19 protein-coding genes and 3 pseudogenes are annotated in these 22,095 nt (G+C 71.1%); 7 read left to right on the top strand and 15 right to left on the bottom strand.

Features of this window, described 5'->3' with window-relative positions:
- Positions 1-35 precede the first annotated feature (35 nt).
- Complete coding sequence (locus Vqi01_RS27490) at positions 36-1,616, bottom strand: Rieske 2Fe-2S domain-containing protein (protein WP_204038046.1); 1,581 nt, start codon at positions 1,614-1,616, stop codon at positions 36-38.
- Between the two features lie 216 nt (positions 1,617-1,832).
- Between Vqi01_RS27490 and Vqi01_RS27495 the strand changes: the two genes are divergently transcribed.
- A complete protein-coding gene (locus Vqi01_RS27495) occupies positions 1,833-2,054 on the top strand; it encodes a DUF2631 domain-containing protein (RefSeq protein WP_204038047.1) in 222 nt (73 codons plus the stop codon).
- 76 nt (positions 2,055-2,130) lie between these two features.
- Here Vqi01_RS27495 and Vqi01_RS27500 read toward each other — a convergent pair whose 3' ends face one another.
- The 8 genes and pseudogenes from Vqi01_RS27500 to Vqi01_RS27535 all read right to left on the bottom strand — a co-directional run bounded on the left by Vqi01_RS27500 (position 2,131) and on the right by Vqi01_RS27535 (position 10,942).
- Positions 2,131-3,495, bottom strand: coding sequence for a DivIVA domain-containing protein (locus tag Vqi01_RS27500; protein ID WP_204038048.1), 1,365 nt, complete (start codon positions 3,493-3,495; stop codon positions 2,131-2,133).
- A gap of 31 nt (positions 3,496-3,526) precedes the next feature.
- Positions 3,527-4,675: a dual-specificity RNA methyltransferase RlmN gene (gene rlmN, locus Vqi01_RS27505; protein ID WP_204038049.1), complete on the bottom strand. Its 1,149-nt coding sequence runs from the start codon at positions 4,673-4,675 to the stop codon at positions 3,527-3,529.
- A gap of 104 nt (positions 4,676-4,779) precedes the next feature.
- Positions 4,780-5,997 carry a phosphatidate cytidylyltransferase gene (locus Vqi01_RS27510; RefSeq protein ID WP_204038062.1) on the bottom strand — a complete coding sequence of 406 codons (1,218 nt, stop codon included), beginning with the start codon at positions 5,995-5,997 and terminating at the stop codon, positions 4,780-4,782.
- Positions 5,998-6,217: 220 nt separating this feature from the next.
- A complete protein-coding gene (frr, locus tag Vqi01_RS27515) occupies positions 6,218-6,775 on the bottom strand; it encodes a ribosome recycling factor (RefSeq protein ID WP_204038050.1) in 558 nt (185 codons plus the stop codon).
- A gap of 78 nt (positions 6,776-6,853) precedes the next feature.
- On the bottom strand, positions 6,854-7,621 hold the full coding sequence (gene pyrH, locus Vqi01_RS27520) for a UMP kinase (RefSeq protein ID WP_239098714.1): 768 nt from the start codon (positions 7,619-7,621) through the stop codon (positions 6,854-6,856).
- 151 nt (positions 7,622-7,772) lie between these two features.
- A complete protein-coding gene (gene tsf / locus Vqi01_RS27525) occupies positions 7,773-8,600 on the bottom strand; it encodes a translation elongation factor Ts (protein WP_204038051.1) in 828 nt (275 codons plus the stop codon).
- Positions 8,601-8,722: 122 nt separating this feature from the next.
- The gene (gene rpsB / locus Vqi01_RS27530) at positions 8,723-9,562 is read right to left on the bottom strand and encodes a 30S ribosomal protein S2 (RefSeq protein ID WP_204038052.1); all 840 of its coding nucleotides are present in this window, start codon (positions 9,560-9,562) and stop codon (positions 8,723-8,725) included.
- A 452-nt stretch (positions 9,563-10,014) separates the two neighbouring features.
- Positions 10,015-10,942 (bottom strand): annotated as a pseudogene (locus Vqi01_RS27535) (hypothetical protein).
- A 182-nt stretch (positions 10,943-11,124) separates the two neighbouring features.
- Between Vqi01_RS27535 and Vqi01_RS27540 the strand changes: the two are divergent.
- From Vqi01_RS27540 to Vqi01_RS27565, 6 genes are all read left to right on the top strand, one after another.
- Positions 11,125-11,484 (top strand): YraN family protein, encoded by a 360-nt coding sequence (locus tag Vqi01_RS27540; protein ID WP_204038053.1) that lies wholly within the window; start codon positions 11,125-11,127, stop codon positions 11,482-11,484.
- A complete protein-coding gene (locus tag Vqi01_RS27545; RefSeq protein WP_204038054.1) occupies positions 11,485-13,002 on the top strand; it encodes a YifB family Mg chelatase-like AAA ATPase in 1,518 nt (505 codons plus the stop codon).
- Positions 12,912-14,186, top strand: a complete 1,275-nt coding sequence (locus tag Vqi01_RS27550) for a DNA-processing protein DprA (RefSeq protein ID WP_372444450.1) — start codon at positions 12,912-12,914, stop codon at positions 14,184-14,186. Before Vqi01_RS27545 ends, Vqi01_RS27550 begins: the two co-directional genes overlap by 91 nt.
- A 367-nt stretch (positions 14,187-14,553) precedes the next feature.
- Positions 14,554-15,351, top strand: a complete 798-nt coding sequence (locus Vqi01_RS27555) for an MBL fold metallo-hydrolase (protein WP_239098716.1) — start codon at positions 14,554-14,556, stop codon at positions 15,349-15,351.
- A gap of 207 nt (positions 15,352-15,558) precedes the next feature.
- Positions 15,559-16,572, top strand: a complete 1,014-nt coding sequence (locus tag Vqi01_RS27560) for a tyrosine recombinase XerC (protein ID WP_204038056.1) — start codon at positions 15,559-15,561, stop codon at positions 16,570-16,572.
- A gap of 143 nt (positions 16,573-16,715) precedes the next feature.
- Complete coding sequence (locus Vqi01_RS27565) at positions 16,716-17,897, top strand: aminotransferase class V-fold PLP-dependent enzyme (protein WP_204038057.1); 1,182 nt, start codon at positions 16,716-16,718, stop codon at positions 17,895-17,897.
- Positions 17,898-17,908: 11 nt separating this feature from the next.
- Here Vqi01_RS27565 and Vqi01_RS27570 read toward each other — a convergent pair.
- The 6 genes and pseudogenes from Vqi01_RS27570 to lepB (Vqi01_RS27595) all read right to left on the bottom strand — a co-directional run.
- Positions 17,909-18,508, bottom strand: a pseudogene (locus Vqi01_RS27570) (murein hydrolase activator EnvC family protein); the annotation flags it as partial.
- A gap of 305 nt (positions 18,509-18,813) precedes the next feature.
- Complete coding sequence (locus Vqi01_RS27575; RefSeq protein WP_007075222.1) at positions 18,814-19,137, bottom strand: DUF2469 domain-containing protein; 324 nt, start codon at positions 19,135-19,137, stop codon at positions 18,814-18,816.
- A complete protein-coding gene (locus Vqi01_RS27580; protein WP_204038058.1) occupies positions 19,134-19,946 on the bottom strand; it encodes a ribonuclease HII in 813 nt (270 codons plus the stop codon). Before Vqi01_RS27580 ends, Vqi01_RS27575 begins: the two co-directional genes overlap by 4 nt.
- Complete coding sequence (locus Vqi01_RS27585; protein WP_204038059.1) at positions 19,940-20,428, bottom strand: NUDIX hydrolase; 489 nt, start codon at positions 20,426-20,428, stop codon at positions 19,940-19,942. Before Vqi01_RS27585 ends, Vqi01_RS27580 begins: the two co-directional genes overlap by 7 nt.
- 54 nt (positions 20,429-20,482) lie before the next feature.
- On the bottom strand, positions 20,483-21,118 hold the full coding sequence (gene lepB / locus Vqi01_RS27590; protein ID WP_204038060.1) for a signal peptidase I: 636 nt from the start codon (positions 21,116-21,118) through the stop codon (positions 20,483-20,485).
- Between the two features lie 9 nt (positions 21,119-21,127).
- Positions 21,128-22,002, bottom strand: a pseudogene (gene lepB / locus Vqi01_RS27595) (signal peptidase I).
- Positions 22,003-22,095: the final 93 nt, after the last annotated feature.

Consider the following 22,095-nt stretch of genomic DNA (forward strand, 5'->3'; position numbering starts at 1 on the left):
GACCGGCAGCGAGCACAGCTCGACCGGCAGCGAACTCAGCTCGGCTGGGCGGTCTCGGAGACAGAGGTCTCCTCGCCGACGCGGTGCGCACGGATCTTGTGGCCGACGCTGGTGAGGCAGCGACCGCTGGGCAGATCGAAGCGCCAACCGTGCAGCTGGCAGGTGAGCTGGTCGCCCTCGACGATGCCGAAGCGGCTCAGGTCCGCCTTCAGGTGCGGGCAGCGCCGCTGCACCGTCCAGTCGCCGATGGTGATGTCCTCGGCGTCGACCGCCCGCTCGTGCTCGTCGTACCAGCCCTCGGCGTACTGGAGGCGCTCGGTGGACAGGCACTTGAAGAAGGCGTACACGAACTCGTTGTACTGCCCGATCCGGGCCGCCGAGAAGCGGCAGGACAGGAAGAGCGAGTTGACCCAGTCCACCTCGCCGATGTGCAGCAGGTGCTCCACCAGCGCCCGCTCGGTACGGAATCGGTAGCGCACCTTCTCGTCGGCGTACGGCCGCACCTGCTTGCCCGGGAAGTCCACCACGATGGATTCGACGCTCTCCCCGTCGTAGCCGACCAGGTCGAAGCGCACCGGCCCACCCACGCCCTTGGCCAGGTAGATCGACTCGTCGAGCAGCGGCTCGATCCGGCGCTTCAACTCCTTGAGCACGTCGACCTCGGGGTGCCGCCAGGACGCCTTCTCCGCCTCGATGATCGGCCGCTTGCGCTCGCGCATCTCCTCCAGATGCGCCACCTTGTTGGCGAAGAACTCCTCCACCGGCACCGGATGGGTGGTGGTCGCCCCGGAGGTGGTGATCTCGGAGACGCTGCCGGGCAGCAGCACGATGCCGTTGGTCCCGCCGACCTTGGCGTACTCGGCCAGGAAGACCGACTGATCGGGGAAGATGTTCCCCTCGTCGTCGAAGATGTCGTTGAACTGCCACAATTCGTCGTCGAGGAAGCAGGGCGGGCCGGCGATCGGGAAGACGTGGTCGGCCTTCAGGTCGTCGATGTAGCGCCAGGTGCGGTCGAACTGCCGCTCCCGTTTCTGCTTGCCGAATGCGGTCTTCGCCGCCTGCGGCAGCTCGTAGACCATCGGGTACCAGATCGCCCCGGAGAACTGCAGCATGTGCGCGTGCACGTGGCCCAGCTCGGCGAAGGTGCTCAGGTCGGTGGGGCGGGCATCGTTCTGGTTGAGCAGCCGGACGCCGTCGTACTCCACCCAGAGTGACGAGTCACCGATCGGGCCGTCGGTCGGGCTGGTCAACGCCTGGATCATGATCTTGAGGCCGCCGTTCAGCTCGACGACCTCCTCGTTGCGGGTCTTCAGAAACTTCGTGAAGCCCAGCTCGCGGAACTCGTCCTCCATCTCCGAGGTGGGGAACTCGGGCAGCAGCACGGTCGCCTTCTTCGACACGTACCGCTTCAGGTGGGCCGCGTCGAAGTGGTCCCGGTGCAGGTGGGAGACGTACAGGTAGTCGACGTCGCCGAGCGCCTCCCAGTCGAGCTGGGAGTTGTCCGGGAACGGGAACCATGAGGCAAAGTAGGCCGGGTTGACCCACGGGTCGCACAGGATGCTGCCCGCAGCCGTGTCGATCCGCATGCTCGCGTGCCCGGTACCGGTCACTCGCACCGCAGTTCCCCCTCAAGAAAGACAAATCAAGGCGTACGCCGAAACGCTACCGGAGGCAGTGGGCTCGCCGCCCCGCGACGCCGCCATAGCCGCCCGTCCCATCGAGACGGGCCAAAGGCCCCGGGCGTCCGACCGCCCGTGTCCGCCCCACCGCAGGTCCCCGCGGACAGGGCATGCCAGACTAGCTGGAGATCCCAACGCGAGGAAGGACCGACAGTGGCGGGAAGCGAGCCGGTAACGTCGCCAGATCAGCACAAGCCTGGGCACCGCAAGGCCGGGCGGATCGGCGCGGTTCTCACCGCGCTCGCGCTGTTGGCGATGCTCTGCGGCAACCACGAGGGCAGGGTCGAGGATCTCTGGCTGATCGGCTTGGCCGCGTTCCTGCTGCTGATCGTGATCGGCGACGCGGTGCTGCGCCGCAACGGCCTGCGGTCCTGATCACCGGGCGCAACGACGAGGAACGACGCACGAGGGCCCGCCCCGGTCATGGAGGCGGGCCTTCGTCGTGGCTGTGTCAGCGGCCGAAGAGGATGTCCTGGACGTTCTTCAGCGCGGCGTCGACCTCGGCCTCGAAGTAGCCGCCCTGCACCAGCCCGAAGCGCAGGGTGTCCAGGTCCTTCGGGTTCACCGGCATCGGGTTACGCCCGGCCATCCCGCCGAGCAGGCTCTCGAAGAACCGGTCCACCTGGTCGGGGTCGTACCCGCTGCCGAACCGGCGTACCTGGAAACTACGTCGGATCTGATCCACCCGATAGAGGTCGCTGCCGGGCGGTCCGGCCATCGGCGGCCCACCCATCGCGGGCGGACCCGCCATCGGCGGTGGCCCGGCCATCGGCGGCCCACCGAGCGCCTGCTGTGGCAGGCCCGGGGGCCCGGCAGGGCCACGACGGTCCGGCATGCGGATTTCCGCGGTCATGTCGACCCGGCCGTGCCGGCCCGCTTCGAAGCCGTCAAAGCGCTGCTCGTCCGGCGGGCCGTAACCACCCGGCCCGTCGGGCGGGCCGTAGCCACCGGGGCCGTCCGGGGAACCGTAACCACCCGGCCCATCGGTGGAACCGTAACCACCCGGCCCATCGGTGGAACCGTAACCACCCGGCCCGTCGGACGGACCGTAGCCACCCGGCCCATCGGGCGGACCGTAGCCACCCGGCCCATCAGGCGGACCGTAGCCACCCGGCCCATCGGGGGGACCGTAACCACCCGGCCCGTCGGACGGACCGTAACCACCCGGCCCGTCGGGGGGACCGTAACCACCCGGCCCATTGGGCGGGCCATAGCCACCGGGGCCGTCCGGGGAACCGTAGCCGCCCGGCCCGTCGGGCGGACCGTAACCACCGGGGCCGGCGGGCAGACCGCGCGACGGCGGGCCGCCGTGGCCCATCGGAGCACCCGGCGGACCCATCGGACCGGCGGAGCCGCGCGGCGCGTCGTAACCGCCCCCGGGGGCGTCGTAACCGCTGGCGAAGGCGCCGGTCGGCTCGTCGTAGCGGCCGTACGGCGGGCCGGCCTGCGCGGGCATCGGCCGGGGTGGCATCGGCGGCTGCGGCACCGGCGACATGCCCCGGTCCTCGCGCATCGGCGGACCCATCCGGTCCGGCGGGCCCATCCGAAGATCGCCGCCGGTACGGCCCGCGCTACGCTCCTCCAGCTCGGCCAGCTGTCGTTCGACCCGGTCGAGGTGCAGGTCGACCTGCCACTCGTCATAACCGTTGAAGCGAACGCGGAAGACGACGTCGTGGACCTCCTGGGCGACCACCGGGGCTCCGACCGGCTGGCCGGCGAGGGTCGCCTCGACCCGGTCCAGGAAGGCGTCCACCTCGTCAACCTTGTATCCCCGGCGGAGCGCCTTACGCCGGAAACGCTGACCCTGACTCGCCACTATGTCTCCTGGTCTCGTTCGCCACGCCCGGTCATGACATCTCCCCGGCCGGGTCGGTGCCTCTGTCCTCCGCGGCGGCCAGCTGCCCACACGCTCCATCGATTTCGCGGCCTCGGGTGTCCCGCACCGTGGTGGACACCCCGGCATCGCGCAACCGCCGGACGAACTCCCGCTCGACCGGCTTCGGGCTGGCGTCCCAGCGACTGCCCGGAGTCGGGTTGAGCGGGATCAGGTTCACGTGGGCCAGCTTGCCGGCCAGCAGCCGCCCGAGTAGATCGGCTCGCCACGGCTGGTCATTCACGTCCTTGATCATCGCGTACTCGATCGACACGCGGCGCCCCGTGCGAGCCGCGTAGGCCCACGCCGCGTCCAGCACTTCGCGCACCTTCCAGCGCTGGTTGACCGGCACGAGTTCGTCGCGCAGCTCATCATCGGGGGCGTGCAGCGACAACGCAAGGGTCACCGAGAGGTCTTCGCTGGCCAGTCGGTGGATGGCCGGCACCAGCCCGACCGTGGAAACGGTGATGTGTCGCTGCGACAGCCCGAGCCCTTCCGGTGCCGGTGCGACCAGCCGGCGGATCGCCGCCACCACCCGGTTGTAGTTCGCCAGCGGCTCCCCCATACCCATGAAAACCACGTGTGACAGCCTCGGCGGCGACCCGGCCACCACGCCGGAGGCGGCCACACCGGCCAGGTACACCGCCTGGTCGACGATCTCGGCGGTGGAGAGGTTACGGGTCAGCCCTGCCTGCCCGGTCGCGCAGAACGGGCAGGCCATGCCGCATCCGGCCTGGCTGGAGATGCAGACGGTGATCCGGTCCGGGTAGCCCATCAGCACGCTCTCCACCAACGCCCCGTCGTGCAGCCGCCAGAGCGCCTTGCGCGTCGCACCGTCGTCGCAGGCCAGCTCCCGCATCGGGGTGAGCAGCCGGGGCAGCAGCTGCTCGGCCAGCCGCTCGCGGGACGCCGCCGGGAGATCGGTCATCAGCGCCGGGTCGCGGACCAGCCGGCCGAAGTAGTGGGTGGAGACCTGCCGGGCACGGAAGGCCGGCTCACCCAGCCCGGTGACCAGGGCTTTCCGGCCGGCCAGGTCGAGATCGGCGAGGTGTTGCGGGGGCATTGCCGCCCGGCGCGCGCCGGGCGCGTCCGGGTCGACCGGGATCAGGGGCAGGCTCGTCATGGCCCGTCCAGTCTGGCACGCCCGGCACGGAACGTACCCGTCCGCGGGAGGCGAATCCGATCCGACCGCCTCCACGCCGCGGCCGTACCAGCGTGATCCATGCCTCAGTTCACCGCCGGGACAAAGACCACGAGCAGCAGGTACGCGGTGGGCACGGCGAACAGGATCGAGTCGAGCCGATCCATCAGGCCACCGTGACCGGGCAGCAGATTACTCATGTCCTTCACGCCGAGATCACGTTTGATCATGGACTCGGCCAGGTCACCGAGGACCGCGGCGACGGCGATCGCCAGCCCGAACACGGCACCCCACCAGGGGGCCACGTCGAACAGCAGCCAGAGCAGCAGGGCGCTGCCGAGCGCCGCGGCGCCGACCGAGCCGGCGAACCCCTCCCAGGACTTCTTCGGGCTGATCGCCGGCGCCATCGGGTGCTTGCCGAAGTTGGCCCCGGCCGCGTACCCGCCGGTGTCGGAGAGCACCACGGCGGCGAGGGTCACCAGCACCCGTAGGTCCCCGTCGCCGGGGGACGAGGCGAGCAGGGCGGCGAAGCCGCCGAGGAAGGGCACGTACACCGCGATCAGGGTGGCCGCGGTGGCGTCCCGCCGGAAGTTGGCGATGCCGTCACCGAGCCGCCAGACCAACGTGCCGCCGACCGTGACCAGCAGGCCGAGCAGGAGCGCGTCCGGGCCGGCGAACCAGGCCATCGTGACGGTGAGCACCCCACCGGCGATCAGCGGCACCAGCGGCACCTGCGCGCCGCTGCGGCGCACCGCTCGGGACATCTCCCAGATACCGATGCCGAAGGCCGCGGCGAGCACCAGCAGGAAGGCCGGGGTGTACAGGAACAGCGGCAACAGGACCGCCGCGCCCAGGCACACCCCGACCGAGATGGCCGCCGGAAGGTTACGGCCGGCCCGACCGGACGACTTCTGCTGACTGGCCGGTCGGCCGGCACCGGCGCGGCGCCGACCACGGTGACGCTTGCCCGGCGTCGGCCGTTCGTCGGGCTCCGGCTCGTCGCCAGCGCGCACCGACGCCTCCTCGTGGTCCGGGCCCGCGCCGGCGCGCACCGGCGGGATCTGCGCGGTGGGCGCCTCCTCGTGATCCAGACCAGCTCCTACGCGCACCGGCGTGAACTGCGCGGTGGGCGCTTCCTCCTGGTCCAGGTCCCGGCGCCCGTTCACCCCGTACGTCTCGGCAGTGGGGCGCGGGTCCCGCTCCCACGGGCCGGGCTCGAGTTCCGGCTCCGGCCAGGGCAGCGACACCGGGCCCTTCCGGCCGCTGCGGGCCTCGGCGCCACCGTAGGGGTCGAGGTGGGACATCACGCACCAGACGAGAGCGGTACGAGATCCACGACTTGACGCACAGCCACTACCATCCCCTACCCGCGCGAGGCGCTCCGTCTGATTCTCCGGCCCGTCGGCCGGCCGATCCCCACCGTTCATCGCCGGGTCACTGGGAATCGTGCCGAGCCTACTGCACCTTCCCGCCCCGCAGGACGTACCAGGTCCCGCCTCGCTCTTGGCCCGCGCCGCGAGAGGGTCAGACCTCCAGGAGTTCGACTTCCTTGTGCTTGACCAGCTCGTCGACTTGGGTGACGTAGCGCTGGGTGAGGTCGTCCAGCTCCTTCTCCGCGCGGCGGCCCTCGTCCTCGCCGACCTCGCCGTCCTTGACCAGCCGGTCCAGCTCTTCCTTGCCCTTGCGCCGGATGTTGCGGATGGCGACCTTGGCCTCCTCACCCTTGTGGCGGACGACCTTGATCATGTCCCGGCGCCGCTCCTCGGTCATCTGCGGGAGCAGGATGCGCAGTTGGTTGCCCTCGTTGGTCGGGTTGACCCCGAGGTCCGAGTCGCGGATCGCCTTCTCCATGGCGTTGATCTGCGAGTTGTCGTACGGCTTGATGATGGCCATCCGCGGCTCGGGAATCGCCACCGACGCCATCTGGGTCAGTGGCGTCGGACTGCCGTAGTAATCGATGATGATCTTGGAGAACATACCCGGGTTGGCGCGACCGGTGCGGATGGCGCCGAACTCCTCTTTGGCGTGCTCGACCGCACGCTCCATCTTCTCCTCGGCCTCGAGGAGGGTGTCGTCGATCACCGCTCTCCTCGCCTCCTTCTTGTGCTCGTCGTGGCTTGTCGGGTCATCGGGGGCACCGGGGGTCGCGTCGGCGACGGCTCAGGTGGTGATCAGCGTGCCGATTTTCTCGCCGCCCACCGCCCGGACGATGGTGTCCTCGCCTTGCGCGCCGAAGACCAGCATCGGCAGGCCGTTCTCCATGCAGAGACTGAAGGCCGCCGCGTCGGCGACCCGCAGGTTGCGGCGCAGCACCTCGGAGAAGGTGATCGAGTCGAACTTGCTGGCACTCGGGTCGACCCGTGGGTCGGCCGTGTAGACGCCATCGACGCCGTTCTTGCTCATCAGCACCACGTCCGCGTGGATCTCCAACGCGCGCTGGGCGGCCACCGTGTCAGTGGAGAAGTACGGCATCCCCGCCCCGGCGCCGAAGATGACCACGCGGCCCTTCTCCAGGTGCCGGATCGCGCGCAACGGAATGTACGGCTCGGCGACCTGGGCCATCGTGATGGCGCTCTGCACCCGGGTCTCGATGCCCTCCTTCTCCAGGAAGTCCTGGAGGGCGAGGCAGTTCATCACGGTGCCGAGCATGCCCATGTAGTCCGCCCGGGCCCGGTCCATGCCCCGCTTCTGCAGCTCCGCGCCGCGGAAGAAGTTGCCGCCACCGACCACCACTGAGACCTGGACACCGCGGCGCACCACGGTCGCGATCTGCCGGGCGATGGCCTGGACGACGTCCGGGTCGACGCCGATCGCGCCGCCGCCGAACACCTCGCCGGAGAGTTTCAGCACCACCCGCCGCGCCCGACCTGGCGGTGGTGCCGTCGGGTCATCCGCCGCCACCGTCCGGTCCTTCACAACCTGCGTCATCCGCCCGTCCTTCCCCACCCGAGCGCCGGGTGCCTACCTGCCCTTGCAGACCCTATGGGACGAGGAGGCTCCGGTGTCTGTCGCGTACACCGGCAGCCTCCTCGTCGTGTCGTTGCTCAGCCCACGGGCGTGGCGCGCCCGGCCGGCGGCGTCAGGCCTGGCCGACCTCGAACCGCACGAAGCGGGTGACCTCGATACCGGCCTCCGCCAGCACCTGCTTCACCGTCTTCTTGTTGTCGGTGACCGACGCCTGCTCCAGCAGGACGAAGTCCTTGAAGAAAGCATTCACCCGGCCCTCGACGATCTTCGGCAGCGCCGCCTCCGGCTTGTTCTCCTCACGGGCGGTCTGCTCGGCGACACGCCGCTCGGAGTCAACGACCTCGGCCGGCACCTCGTCGCGGGTGAGGTACTGCGGACGCATCGCGGCGATCTGCATGGCGGCGCCGCGGGCGTCGGCGTCGCCCGCCTCGTCGGTCTTGCCGGTGTACTGCACCAGCACGCCGACCGCCGGAGGCAGGTCCTGCGCCTTGCGGTGCAGGTAGACCGCAACCGTGCCGTCCAGCTTGGCGAAGCGGTTCAGCACCAGCTTCTCGCCGATCTTGGCGGACTGCTCCTGGACCAGGTCGGCGACGCGGCGGCCGTCGATCTCGCTGGCCAGCAGTTCCTCGGCGTTGTTCAGGCCGGAACGCTCGCCGTGCTCGACCAACCGCTGGGCCAGCGTGATGAAGGCCTCGTTCTTGGCGACGAAGTCGGTCTCGCAGTTGAGCTCGAGCAGGGCCTGGCCGGCGTGGGCGATAAGCCCGTTGGCGGCGGTGCGGCCGGCGCGCTTGCCGACATCCTTGGCGCCCTTGACGCGCAGGATCTCGACGGCCTTGTCGAAGTCGCCCTCGGCCTCGGTCAGGGCCTTCTTGCTGTCCATCATGCCGGCGCCGGTCAGGTCGCGGAGCTTCTTGACGTCCGCCGCGGTGATCTGGGACATGACTCTCTCTTCGTTTGCGGTGGAATGGTCTGAGGTGCCGGTTACCCGGATCCGGGAGGTTCGTGCCCTCACCTGGCCGCCGCCGGCCACCATCAGCGACGGTGGCCGGGCGGCGACGGAGGTCACTGACCGGCGACGGCGGCCGGCTGCTCGGCCGGCTGCTGCTCGTCGGCCTTCTTGGGCTCCTCGAGCAGCTCGCGCTCCCACTCGGCCAGCGGCTGGTCGGTGGCGACCCCCGCCTCCGGCTTCTCGTCGCCGCCCCGGCGACGGCCGGACCGGGCGATCAGACCGTCGGCGACGGCCGCGGCGACGACCTTGGTCAGCAGCTCGGCCGAGCGGATCGCGTCGTCGTTACCCGGGATCGGGAAGTCGACCTCGTCCGGGTCGCAGTTGGTGTCGAGCACGGCGATCACCGGGATGCCCAGCTTGCGGGACTCGTCGACGGCGATGTGCTCCTTCTTGGTGTCGACCACCCAGACCGCGGCCGGCAGCTTCTGCATGTCCCGCAGGCCGCCCAGGGTGCGGGACAGCTTCTCCTTCTCGCGGGAGAGCTGCAGGGTCTCCTTCTTGGTGTAACCGGCGGCGGTGCCGCTCAGGTCACCCAGGGCCTCCAGCTCCTTCATCCGCTGCAGTCGCTTGTACACCGTCTGGAAGTTGGTGAGCATGCCGCCGAGCCAGCGGTGGTTGACGTACGGCTGGCCGACCCGGGTCGCCTGCTCGGCGATCGCCTCCTGGGCCTGCTTCTTGGTACCGACGAAGAGAATGCTGCCGCCCTCGGCCACCGTGTTGCGCACGAACTCGTACGCCTTCTCGATGTAGTCGAGAGTCTGGCGCAGGTCGATGATGTAGATGCCGTTGCGCTCGGTGAAGATGAAGCGCTTCATCTTCGGGTTCCAGCGCCGGGTCTGGTGCCCGAAGTGAACACCGCTCTCCAGCAGCTGACGCATGGTCACGACGGCCATGGTTCCTACTCCCTGTGGTCCCTGGTTGTCCCGTCCGGCCGGCGGCCGGACGGCCTGGTGCCCGGTCGTCGGCCAGGGTGGGCCCGACCAAGATCGAGACCAGGGAGGCCGCCGCCACACGACGACTCGTGAGGAGGGCACGCGAGGTCGACCGCACAAGGCGGTCGCCAGTCGACCAGTGTACGCCCCTCCGGCTGAGGTGTAAGGAAGGGCCCCTTTTTAACGCCTCGTGTCGAGGAAGGGCCCCTTATTAACACCAAGGCGCGCCGGGCTTGGAGTCGCCGCTGAGGCGAGGCGGCCGCCGCACGGTGATCGGCCAGCGCAAGGTGATCGGCCGCCGCAAGGTGATCGGCCGCCGCAAGGTGAGCGGCCCGCGAAAGGTGAGCGGCCAGCGCAGATAAGCGGCCAGCGCGGGTGAGGCGGCCGAGGCCGGCCCGCAGCCGGCGGGCCGCTCAGCCCACCGCGAGGGCAGCAGCGAGGAAGAGTGCCAGTCCGACGGTCAGGTACGCGGTCGGCGGACGCAGCCAGCCCCGCGCCCCGTCGGTCAACGAGAATCCGGTGGTCCGCAGCCCATACAGGCCGGCCGCGAAGACCGGCAGGCCGCACACCAGGAACGTGCCCACCAGTACGTCGGCGGCGGACACCGGGTCCGCGGTCACCCCGTGCAGCAGCACCCGTAGGGCCGGCACCTCGAGGATCACTACCAGCACGGCACACAGTACGGCGAGCACCGGCCGCCGGCTGCGGTAGACGTTATCGCCGGCCGGCAGACTCGTCTGCGTACCAACCGTCTGGTACCCGGCCTCCGCGGCGATGGCCTGCGGTCCGGCCTCGTTCACTGGCAGGTCGACCCGGGGTGCGACCGAGGGCATCGGCCCGGTCGGCTGCTCCAAGGGGTTCGCCGGCTCCGCCCCCCGCCTCGCCTCCACGATCGGGTAGCCAGCGAGCAGGGCGGACCGGGCCGAATCACTCGCCAGCGGATCACCTGCGGGTGCGCTCGGCTCGGAGGCGGCGCGGCGGCCGGGACGATCGGCCGGCAGTTCACCGGAAACCTCCGGGTCCGCCGATTCGGAACGCCGCATGCGCGATGCCCGATAGCGCTCGGTCTCCGCCGGGACATCCCCCAGCGGGTCCGATCCGCCGAAGCGCCGCACCGAGCCGTACCGATCGTCGTCGTCGAACCGCGGGTCCGGCGCAACCCGCGACTCGGCCGCGCGCGACTCGTCGTCGCGGTAGCGCGCCTCCGCCGCGCCGCGCCAGTCCGGATCGCCATAGCCGTGGTCGCGTTCACCCGGGTACCAGCGCGTTTCCTGATCGTCGGCAAAGCTGCGTCGTCCGTCCACGACCGGCACCGTATGCGACCGGCCGCCCGGACGCCATTTGACCCCCGCGCTGACCAGGGGCGATGTGGCCATTTCGACCCAGTACGGAGAGCAAGATCCGGAATCGTCGCCATAGCACACCGAAGGCATGATCGTCCGCTTGTCCACAGCACCCTCGGTCGTCCACAGCCCGCGCCCACGGGGTCGCCGAAAGCGGCCCACGCGAGCAGGGTGCCGGTCATGAGCAAGCGAAACCAGGCCGTCGGCGGGTACGGGGAACGGTGCGCCCTCCGCCACCTCATCGAGACGGGGCTGCGCCCGGTGGCCCAGAACTGGCGTTGCCGGTCGGGAGAGATCGACATCATCGCCTGGGACGGGCCGGTGCTGGCCTTCTGCGAGGTGAAGACGCGTCGCAACGCCGACTTCGGTACGCCCGCCGAGGCGGTGGTGCCGAGCAAGGCGCGCCGGCTGCGCCGGCTGGCGGCCGAATGGCTGAGGGCTACCGGCACCAGCGTCGACGAGATTCGTTTCGACGTCATCTCGGTCCTGGTGCCCGGCACCGGCCGGGCCCATGTCGAGCACCTCCGAGGGGCGTTCTGAATGAGTTACGCCCGGGTGCTCTGCGTGGGGCTGGTCGGAATGACCGGGCACCTGGTGGAGGTGGAGGCGGATCTCGCGCCTGGCCTGCCCGGGGTGGTCATTTCCGGGCTGCCCGACACCGCCCTGCACGAGGCCCGGGACCGAGTCCGGGCTGCAGTGGTGAACTCCGGTCAACGCTGGCCGAACCGCCGGATAACACTCAACCTGCTACCGGCCACCCTGCCCAAGTTCGGATCGGCATTCGACCTGGCGATCGCGGTGGCGTTGCTCGGTGGTTCCGGTGAGCTGCCGTTGGCGCCGCTGGACGGCGTGGTGATCCTCGGCGAGCTCGGTCTGGACGGGACGGTGCGGCCGGTGCGGGGTGTCCTGCCGATGGTCGCGGCAGCCGCGAAGGCCGGCGTCAGACGGGTGATCGTCCCGGCCGGCAACACCGCCGAGGCCGCAGTCGTGCCCGGACTACGGGTGCGCGGCGTGGACAGCCTGCACCGGCTGGTCGGCTTCGTCCGCGACGGTGACCCGTTGGCCGAGCCGCCGGCCGGTGCCCCGCCCTCGGCCACGGCCGGCCCCGATCTTGCCGAGGTCGCCGGGCAGTGGCTCGGCCGGCGGGCCCTGGAGGTCGCCGCCGCAGGCGGGCACCACCTGGCCCTGATCGGGCCACCCGGGGCCGGTAAGACGATGCTCGCCGAGCGCCTGCCGTCGATCCTGCCGCACCTGGACGACGACGCCGCGCTGGAGGTGACCGCGCTGCACTCGATCGCCGGGCTGTTGCCGACGGGTGCGGGGCTGCTCCGTCGACCGCCGTTCCAGGCGCCTCACCACACCGCGACGGTGCCGTCCATCGTCGGCGGCGGGGCGGGTCTGGCCCGGCCCGGCGCGGTCTCCCTCGCCCACCGCGGGGTGCTCTTCCTGGACGAGGCACCCGAGTTCAGCAAGGCGGCCCTGGAGGCACTGCGCCAGCCGTTGGAGAACGGCCGGGTGCTGTTGACCCGCAGCCGGGGTGGCGCCGAATATCCGGCCCGAGCTCAACTGGTGATCGCGGCCAACCCCTGCCCCTGCGCCAGTCCGGCCGGCGACGACCGCTGCGAGTGCCCCCCGCTGACCCGTCGCCGCTACCTCGGCCGGCTCTCGGGTCCGCTGCTCGACCGGATCGACCTTCAGGTGCGCCTGCCGCCGATGCGCGCGGCCGAACTGATGGAGTCCACCGCGCCTGAATCCTCTGCGATCGTCGCCGCCCGGGTGGCGACGGCTCGCGCGGCGGCGGCCACCCGGTGGGCCGCATCTGGTCACCGGCTCAACGCCGAGATACCCGGCCCGGAGCTGCGCCGGCCACCGTGGCGGTTGCCGGTCCAGGACATCGCCGAGCTGCGATCGCGGCTCGACGCCGGATCGCTCTCCGCGCGCGGCTTCGACCGGGTCATCCGGCTCGCGTGGACGATCGCCGACCTGGACGGACGGGCACGCCCCGACCGGGAGGACGTGGCCGAGGCCATCCAACTCAGAACGGGAGAGGGAACGTGAGTACGCGCGAGGAGTCGGTGTTGGCCCGGGTGGCGTTGACCTGGTTGGCGGAGCCAGGGACGCGGTCGGTGCACAGGCTGGTCGACGAGTTCGGGCCGGTGGCCACGTTGGATCTGCTGCTCGACGGCGGGGCTCCGCAGGAAGCGCTACGCGAGAGCGTCGCGGCGCGCAGTCGCGCCGGGGACGCCCGGTCGGTCGCCGCCGAGGCGCTGGCACGCAGCGACCGTCTCGCGGCCCGCGTCGTCATTCCCGGTGACGAGGACTGGCCCGCGACGGTCGAGGAGCTACGCACGTTGCACTTGTCCGACGCCCACCGCCGGGTCGACCTGGAGACCGCACCGCCGCTCTGTTTCTGGGTACGCGGACCATGGCCGCTGGCCGAGGCGCTGGAACGTTCCGTAGCGGTGGTGGGTGCCCGCGCCGCCACGCCGTACGGCATCCACATCGCCACGAGTCTGGGCTACGGCCTGGCCGACCGGGACTGGACGGTCGTCTCCGGTGGTGCGTTCGGCATCGACGCCGCCGCGCATCGTGGTGCGCTGAACGCGAATGGCCGCACCGTCGCGGTGCTCGCCTGTGGCGTGGACCGCCCCTACCCGATGGGCAACGCGGCGCTGTTCGACCGGATCGCGGACACCGGCCTGCTGGTGAGCGAGTGGCCGCCCGGGGCCGAGCCCCTGCGCCCACGGTTCCTCATCCGCAACCGGGTGATCGCGGCGGGCACGCGGGGAACGGTGTTGGTCGAGGCGTCGGCCCGCAGCGGCGCGACCCAGACCACCAGACGGGCCATCGCGCTGAACCGACCGGCGATGGTGGTGCCCGGTCCGGTCACCTCGGCGATGTCCGTCGGCGCCCACGAGATGCTGCGCGAGCAGCCGGCGGTGCGGCTGGTGACCGGCCTCGACCAGGTGTTGGAGGAGGTGGGTCGGATTGGCGAGCTGGCGCCGGTGCCGCGCGGTCCGGATCGGCCCACCGACCTGCTCGACGATGACGCGAGGGCAATCGTGGAGGCGATGCCCCGGCGTGGCACGGTCGATGTGGAGGCCCTCGCCGCGCGAGCCGGCCTGGCCGTCCGGACGGTGCTGCGCAAATTGTCCACACTTGAGGAGCTGGCCCTGGTGGTACGCCGTGACGACGGCTATTTCCTGGCAGCCCGGCCGGCCCGATCGAGGCCATCCGATTGAGTAGCCGAAACAGCCCATCCGGCCGGGAGCAGCCGAAACACCCGCCCGATCGGGAGCAGCCGAAACACCCCACGCGGCCGGGAGCAGCCGGAACACCGGCCCGGCCGGGAGCAGCCGGAACACCGACCGAGACCGGAACACCGAAGCCACCGAGACCGGCGCAAAATCGGGGACGTTTGGTCGGGCGGATCCCGGGTATCGCGGAGCTGTCCGGGACTCGGCGGCTGGCGCGCGGCTCGCTCAACGGTCCCCCCACCCGATGGTCCTGGGAGACCACGCGGCGAAACTGAGGAACTTCGATCGCGTCGGCTAGCCGGACGCGGGTTGGGAGGCGGAGGTGCCCTCCGGGTTCGATCCGATCGGTCAGGTGACCTTCGTGGGGACCGCGACCACCGTGCTGCGCCTCGGTAGCTTCACCCTGCTCACCGACCCCAACTTCCTGCACTCCGGGCAGCGCGCCTACCTGGGCTACGGCCTGTTCTCGCGCCGGCTCACCAATCCCGCGACACGGATCGAGAACCTGCCCGACCTCGACGCGGTTGTCCTGTCCCACATGCACGGCGATCATTTCGACCGGACGGCCCGGCACGGGCTGCCGAAGTCCCTGCCCATCATCACCACCCCACAGGCGCAGCGCCGGCTCAAGCGGTGGGGCTTCGCCGCCGCCGATGGCCTGGCCACATGGGAGCGGCGAGAACTGCACCACGGCAACGAACGCCTGTCGATCACCTCCGTACCCGGGCACCACGGCCCCGGCCTGCTCGACCGGCTGTTGCCGGCGGTGATGGGCTCGATCATCGATCTGGACCGCGACGGGCGGCGGGTACTGCGCCTCTACATCACCGGCGACACGCTCTACCGCCCGAGCCTGGCCGAGATTCCCGACCGGTTTCCCGACATCGACGCGATGCTCATCCACCTGGGCGGCACCCGCATCCTCGGCTTCCTCGTCACCATGGACGACCGGCAGGGGGTCGACCTGATGCGCCTGGTCAAACCGGAGATCACGCTACCCATCCACTACGACGACTACCGGGTGTTCCGCTCACCTCTGCAGGACTTCCTCGCCACCGCCGCCCGGCACGGCCTGCGCCCCGCGATCCAGACCCTCCGGCGCGGCGAGACACGTCCGCTGTTCGGTCACCGGTACGCAGCTCGGCGGTGACACCCGGAGCAAAGGCCCCGCCAGCTCCGATCGGACCGCCGGCAGCCAGCTCCGACCGGGCCACCAGCAGCCAGCCCCAACCGCCGCCACCAGCAGCCAGCCCCGGCCGCGCCGACCGGGCCACCAGCAGCCAGCCCTGACCGGGCCGCCGGCAGCAGCGCCGGTCGTGGACGGTCACGGGCCGGCGCCGGCCGTAGGCTGGGTTCCGTGCGAGATTCGGACGCTTCCGACCGGGGCACCCGCGGCACCCAGGCCGCGCACGCGGCGCTGCCGGAGCAGCTGCGGGACACGGTGGACGAGTTCGCCCGCCACCTCGCCACGGTCCGCAACCGCTCAGCGCACACGGTTCGGGCGTACGTCGCCGATCTGGTGTCCCTGCTGGACCATGCCGGACGAATGGGCTGCACCGACGTGTCCGAGCTGAGCCTCGACACGGTACGCAGTTGGTTGGCGAGGCAACGGACGATGGGCGCGGCCCGCACGTCGCTGGCCCGACGCGCGGCGACGGCACGCACCTTCAGCGCCTGGGCCCACCGCGCTGGGCTCTTGCCCACCGACGTCGCCGCCACGCTGGCCAGCCCCCGCCCGCAGCGCGCGCTGCCCACCGTGCTCCGCGCCGACCAGGCCACGCTGCTCGTCGAGGCCCCCGGCCGCCGTACGGCCGAAGACCCCGAACCACCCGTGGCCGCTGCCGGTCCACCCGATCGGGTGGCCGAGTCCGTACTGCTGCGCGACCGGGCGCTGCTGGAACTGCTCTACGCCACCGGGGTACGCGTCAGCGAGGCGTGCGGGATCGACGTGGCGGACGTCGAGCACGGCCGACGGGTGGTGCGGGTACGCGGCAAGGGCGGGCGGGAGCGGGCAGTGCCGTACGGGATGCCGGCCCAGCAGGCGATCGACGACTGGCTGCGGCAGGGACGGCCGGTGTTGGCAGGCCCAGCATCGGGCGACGCACTCCTGCTCGGCGCTCGGGGCGGCCGTCTGCACCCGGCGACCGCCCGTCGGATCGTCGGTGGGTACGCCGAGGCCGCCGGCCTGCCCCGGACCAGCCCGCACGCGCTACGCCACTCAGCCGCCACCCACCTGCTCGAAGGCGGTGCGGACCTGCGGGCGGTGCAGGAACTCCTGGGACACTCCTCGCTGGCCAGCACGCAGCTCTACACCCATGTCTCGGTGGAGCGGCTGCGGACCGCCTACCGGCAGGCTCATCCCCGCGCCTGACCCGACTCCGATCCCGGCAGGCGCAACCCCGCGCCCCGCCACACCCCGGCAGGGCGCATATCCCCGCGCCTGGCCGCGTCACGGTTGCCCACCGACTGACGCTGACGGACGCGAGGCGATCACTTCGGCGTTACGCTCATCCGGTGAGCGTCCCACCGCCGCCCGAGCCGATCACGGGCGCCCGGCTGCTCTTCTCCCTCGACCCGGCGGTGAGCCACCTCAACCACGGCTCGTTCGGCGCGGTGCCGATCGTCGTGCAGCGAGCCCAGCAGCGGCTACGCGACGAGATGGAGGCCGACCCGCTGCGCTTCTTCACCCGGGGGCTGGTCGACCGGATCACGCACACCCGCCGCCATCTGGCCGGTTTCCTCGGCGCCGACCCTGACGGTGCCGCGCTGACCACCAACGCGACCACCGGTGTGGCGGTGGTGCTTCAGTCGCTCGGGCTGCGCCCCGGCGACGAGGTGCTCACCACCGATCACGGCTACGGCGCGGTCGAGTTCTCCGTCCGACGGGAGTGCCGCCGCACCGGGGCGACACACCGGGTGCTGCGGCTGCCGCTGGCCGCCACCGACGAGGAGGTCGTGCAGATCGTGCGGGCCGGGCTGCGGCCCGGGCGTACCCGGCTGCTCGTCATCGACCAGATCACCTCGGCCACGGCATGGTTGCTGCCGGCCGCCGCCATCGCCGGGGTGGCCCGCGAGCAGGGGGTGTCGGTGCTGGTCGACGCCGCGCACGCGCCGGGCATGCTGCCCGCGACGGTGCAGAGCATCGGCGCCGACTTCTGGGTGGGCAACCTGCACAAGTGGGGGTACGCCCCACGGGGCACCGCCCTGCTCGTGGTCGCCCGACCGTGGCGGGAGCGGATCGAGCCGTTGGTGGTTTCCTGGGAGCAGGAGGCGGGCTTCCCCGGGCGGGTGGAGTGGCAGGCGACGGCGGACTACACCGCCTGGCTCAGTGCACCGGTGGGGCTCTACACGCTGCGCAGCCTGGGCCTCGATCGGGTACGTGAGCACAACGCGGCGCTGGCCGCGTACGGTCAGCGGGTGGTGGGGGACGCGCTCGGCGTGTCACCGGCCGACCTGCCGGACCCGGGCGGACCCACGGTCGCCATGCGGATCATTCCGTTGCCGGCGGGCCTGGCCACGAGCATCGACGCGGCGCGGGCGCTGCGGGAGCGGATCGCCGAGCGGCTCGCCACCCAGGTCGCGGTGACCGCCTGGGACGGACGCGGCTGGCTGCGGCTCTGCGGGCAGGTGTACAACTCGCCCGACGAGTACGAACGGCTCGCCGCCCGGCTGCCCGCGCTGCTCGCCCAACGTTGACCCACGCCGATCCCGTCGAGCGGTAGCAGGCGCGCCCGGCCGAGGCCGAGCAGGGCCAGCGGATCGAGGTAGTCGGCCCCGCGACGCAGCCCCCAGTGCAGGCACGCCGCGGCGGGACAGCCGGGATGCCCGGCCAGCAGGTCACCCAGGACGGCCCCGGTCGGCACCACGGTTCCCGCCGCGACCGCCGGCCGGACCGGCTCGTAGGTGGTCCGCAGCCCGTCGGTGTGCCCCACGGTCACCACCGGCCGGTCGGCGACCATCCCGGCGAACAAGACAGTGCCCGCACCGGCCGCGCGGACCGGCGCGCCGGCCGAAGCGAGCAAATCGACCCCACGGTGACCGGACAGCCACGGCCGGGGCGGCGGATCGAATTGGCGTACGGGATGCGGCGTGCCGTCCACCGGCCACCGGAACGGGCCGGCGGCGCCGGGCGGAGCGATGCCTTCCGCCAGCTGCCACGCCGCTGGCCATAGACCGCTGGCCGGGGCCGGACCACCCAGCGGGGCCGGACCACCCAGCGGGGCCGAACCGTTGAGCGGGGCCGAGCCGTTCAGAGGAGCTAGCCGGCTCGCCGCGGCGCTGTGCACCGTCGGTGGGGGCAGCAGCATGATCAGCATGAAACCGCAGAGCGTACGGCGTAGCGGGATCAACCGTGTTCGCATACCGGGGAGCCTGCCGGGGCGAAGGCAGGCCCACTACCCCGAGGCGCTCCACTGTGGATAACCGATGGCGCTGTGGACAAGCCCCGCCGAGACAGGTGATCTGCTATGGACCGGCCACGGCTTGCGGCAACCTGGACCATCTGGCCTGCGCAAGGGCCCGACATGCGACCGCAACCCAGACCGGGCCTGAAAGACGCCTGACGGCGGGTGGGGGTCCGCCGACGGCTCCGGCCCGGAGCACGGAGTGTGGATCAGCCGCCGAAACCGGAGTCGGCGGGAAGGGAGATGTCGGGCTTTTCCAACTCCTCGACGTTGACGTCCTTGAACGTCATCACACGCACATTTTTGACAAACCGGGCAGGACGGTACATGTCCCACACCCAGGCGTCGTGCATCTCAACCTCGAAGTAGACCTCGCCGTCGGAGTTACGCACGTGCAGGTCGACCTGATTGGCCAGGTAGAACCGCCGCTCGGTCTCCACCACGTAGGAGAACTGGCGGACGATGTCGCGGTACTCCCGGTAGAGCTGGAGCTCCATCTCGGTCTCGTACTTCTCGAGATCTTCCGCGCTCATCGCACTCCGCCTTCCATGACCACATCTTCCCCCACCGGCGCCGGAGGCCGAGGCTGCTCGCCCAACGCCACGCCGACGGTACCCCCTGCGGCGTCTGAACGCTCCATCGGCTCGTCCGGGCTTGCGCCCAGCGGTCGGCGCGAGCGCGGCGGGCGGCCGTCGAGGCCGGTCACGGCGGCCACGTTCACGTAGGAGAACCGATGCTCCCGACACGGACCGCGTTCACGCAACGCCGCGGTGTGCTCGGCGGTGATGTACCCCTTGTGTTCGGCGAAGCCGTAGCCGGGATACCTGGCGTCCAGATCCACCATGATCCGGTCCCGGGTCACCTTGGCGAGCACGCTCGCCGCCGCCACGCACGCCGCCACCCGGTCGCCCTTCCACACGGCCAGCCCGGGCACCTCCAGCCCGTCGACACGGAAGCCGTCGGTGAGCACGTACTCCGGCCGGACGGCCAGCGACGCCAGCGCCCGGCGCAGGGCGGCGAGGTTGCACACGTGCAGCCCTCGGGCGTCGACCTCCTCGGCGGGGATGACCACCACGGCGTACGCCGCGGCACGTGCGACGACCTCGTCGTACACCCGCTCCCGGCTCGCCGGGGTGAGCAGCTTGGAGTCGGTCAGGCCGTCGATCTCGCCGCGGCGGCCCTCGGGCAGCACCGCGGCGGCGGCCACCAGCGGGCCGGCGCAGGCACCCCGGCCCGCCTCGTCGGCACCGGCGACGAACCGGAAGCCGCGCCGTTGCAGGGCCCGTTCCAAGGCGTAGAGCCCGGCCTCGCGGCGCACCACCGTGCGCGGCGGGGTCAGCACGCCAAGCCTCCCTTCTGCTGCGCCGGGCCGGCCAACGCCTCGGCCAGCACCGCCGCCAGGTCCGTCGGGTAGTAGCGCTCGCCGGTCGTGGCCAGTTCCTGCACCGACCACCAGCGGTGGCCGTCGACGCTGCCCCGCTCCACCTCGCTGAACCCGGCCGTGTCCACCTCGTGGGCCGCCACCCGGGCCAGGAAGAACTGCTGCTCCTGCCGGTACCACACCCCGTCGAAGGCGAACTCCGTCACGTCGGCGTGGACCGGCTCGCCGAGCTCGGCCACGGTCAGTCGCAATCCGGTCTCCTCCGCCAGTTCGCGGGCTGCGCACTCGGCGTACGTCTCCCCCGGGTCGAGGCCACCACCCGGCGTGAACCACCAGCGGCCGCCCTCGGGACGGGCCGGATCGAAGCCGCGGAACAACAGCAACCGACCCCTCCCGTCGACCAGGAGCACGCGGGCCGCGCGCCTCGGGGTGTAGACCGTCACCGCACCAGACTGCCAGACACCGACGACAACGCCCACGCCACGGGTAGCGCCCGGTCAGGACTTGGGAATCGCCTCGAACTGCTCGGGCACGCTCAGCACAGTGGCCCGGCTGACCGGCCAGAAGATCGTGAAAGCCCGGCCCACGACGTCCGTCTCCGGGATGGTGGCCAGGGTGATGTTCTGCCTGGACTGCTGGTAGTGCTCCAGCGAGTCGCCCGAGGCGGATCGGTGGTCACCCATGACCCAGAGCCGACCCTTCGGAATGACGACGTCGAACTCCTGGTCCGCCGGCTTGTCCCGCTGGCCGTCGAAGGAGAAGATGTACGGCTCGTCCAGCGACGCGCCGTTGATCATCAGGCGATCCTGCTCGTCACAGCAGACCACCCGGTCACCGCCGACACCGATCACCCGCTTGATGAAGTCCTCCCCGGCAGGGTTGCCGCTCCACTCCGTCGGCGCCTTGAACACGATCACCTCACCGCGGTGCGGCGACCGGAAGTTGTACACCAACTTGTTGACCAGCACCCGATCGTCGATCTTGAGAGTGTTCTCCATCGATGGCGAGGGGATGAAGAAAGTCTGCAGTACGAAGGCGCGCACCAGTACCGCGACCAGAATCGCCACCCCGAGGAGGATGGGTAGTTCCTTCCAGAAGGAGTGGCGCGACTTGTCGGTCTGCTCGTCAATCACGGGAGGAGCCTACGTTGCCCGGATCGGTGCGACCGTCCGGAACGCGCGAACAAGGATAGGGCGGTCGCAATCGGGAGCAGCAGGACGACACCTCCGTCGGGCGTGGGTCGCGAAGGCGGGGCGACACCACCGGTGGCCGCAGCCGGCGGAGCGACGCTGGCGAACGTTTCGGGCACCGGCAGCGAATGCCAGCGGCTGGACGGCCAGACCACCGCGAAGGCCCGCCCGACCACATTGTCGATGGGCACCGGGCCCTGGCAGCGCGCGTCCTGCGAGACCAGCCGATGGTCGCCGAGCACGAAGATCTGGCCGGGTGGGACGACGATCTCCTCGAACCGCCGGGACCGGCACTCCTCCGGGTTCGGTGGCAGGTCCAGCGGCGAGTCCCGCAGGACGTACGCGGACTCGTCCAACGGCGTGCCGTTGACCAGCACCCGCCCCTGGTCGTCACAGCAGCTCACCCGGTCGCCGGGCAGCGCGATGACCCGCTTGATGAAGTCCTTCTCGCCGGGACGGCTGACGCCGACCAGGTCGCCGATGGTGCGGCCGAGCTTGTCGGCGAACCCCGTCGGCGGTTGCGTGTCGACCTGCGGGACCCATCGGTCGGTGCCCCGGAAGACCACCACCTCGCCCCGCTGCGGGCTCCGCATGTTGTAGACGACCTTGTTGACCAGCACCCGGTCACCGACGAGCAGGGTGTCCTCCATCGATCCGGAGGGAATGAAGAACGCCTGGAGCAGGAAGGTGCGGATCAGCACGGCGAGACAGAAGGCCACGATGAGCAGCAGCGGCAGCTCCTGCCAGAGCGGCATTTGCCGCTTGCTCCGACGGGTGCGCCGCCGCCACGGATCTACCGCACCGCTGTCGTCAAGCGTCCTTACCACGCCCACTCCCCGGTCCGCAGAAACGACTACCGCCCGGCAGTCTCGTCGAGACTCCCCGGGCGGTAGTGGTGGTCACCCGCCACACCAGGCGGG

It is taken from the genome of Micromonospora qiuiae (genome assembly GCF_016863555.1).
Taxonomy (GTDB): Bacteria; Actinomycetota; Actinomycetes; order Mycobacteriales; family Micromonosporaceae; genus Micromonospora; species Micromonospora qiuiae.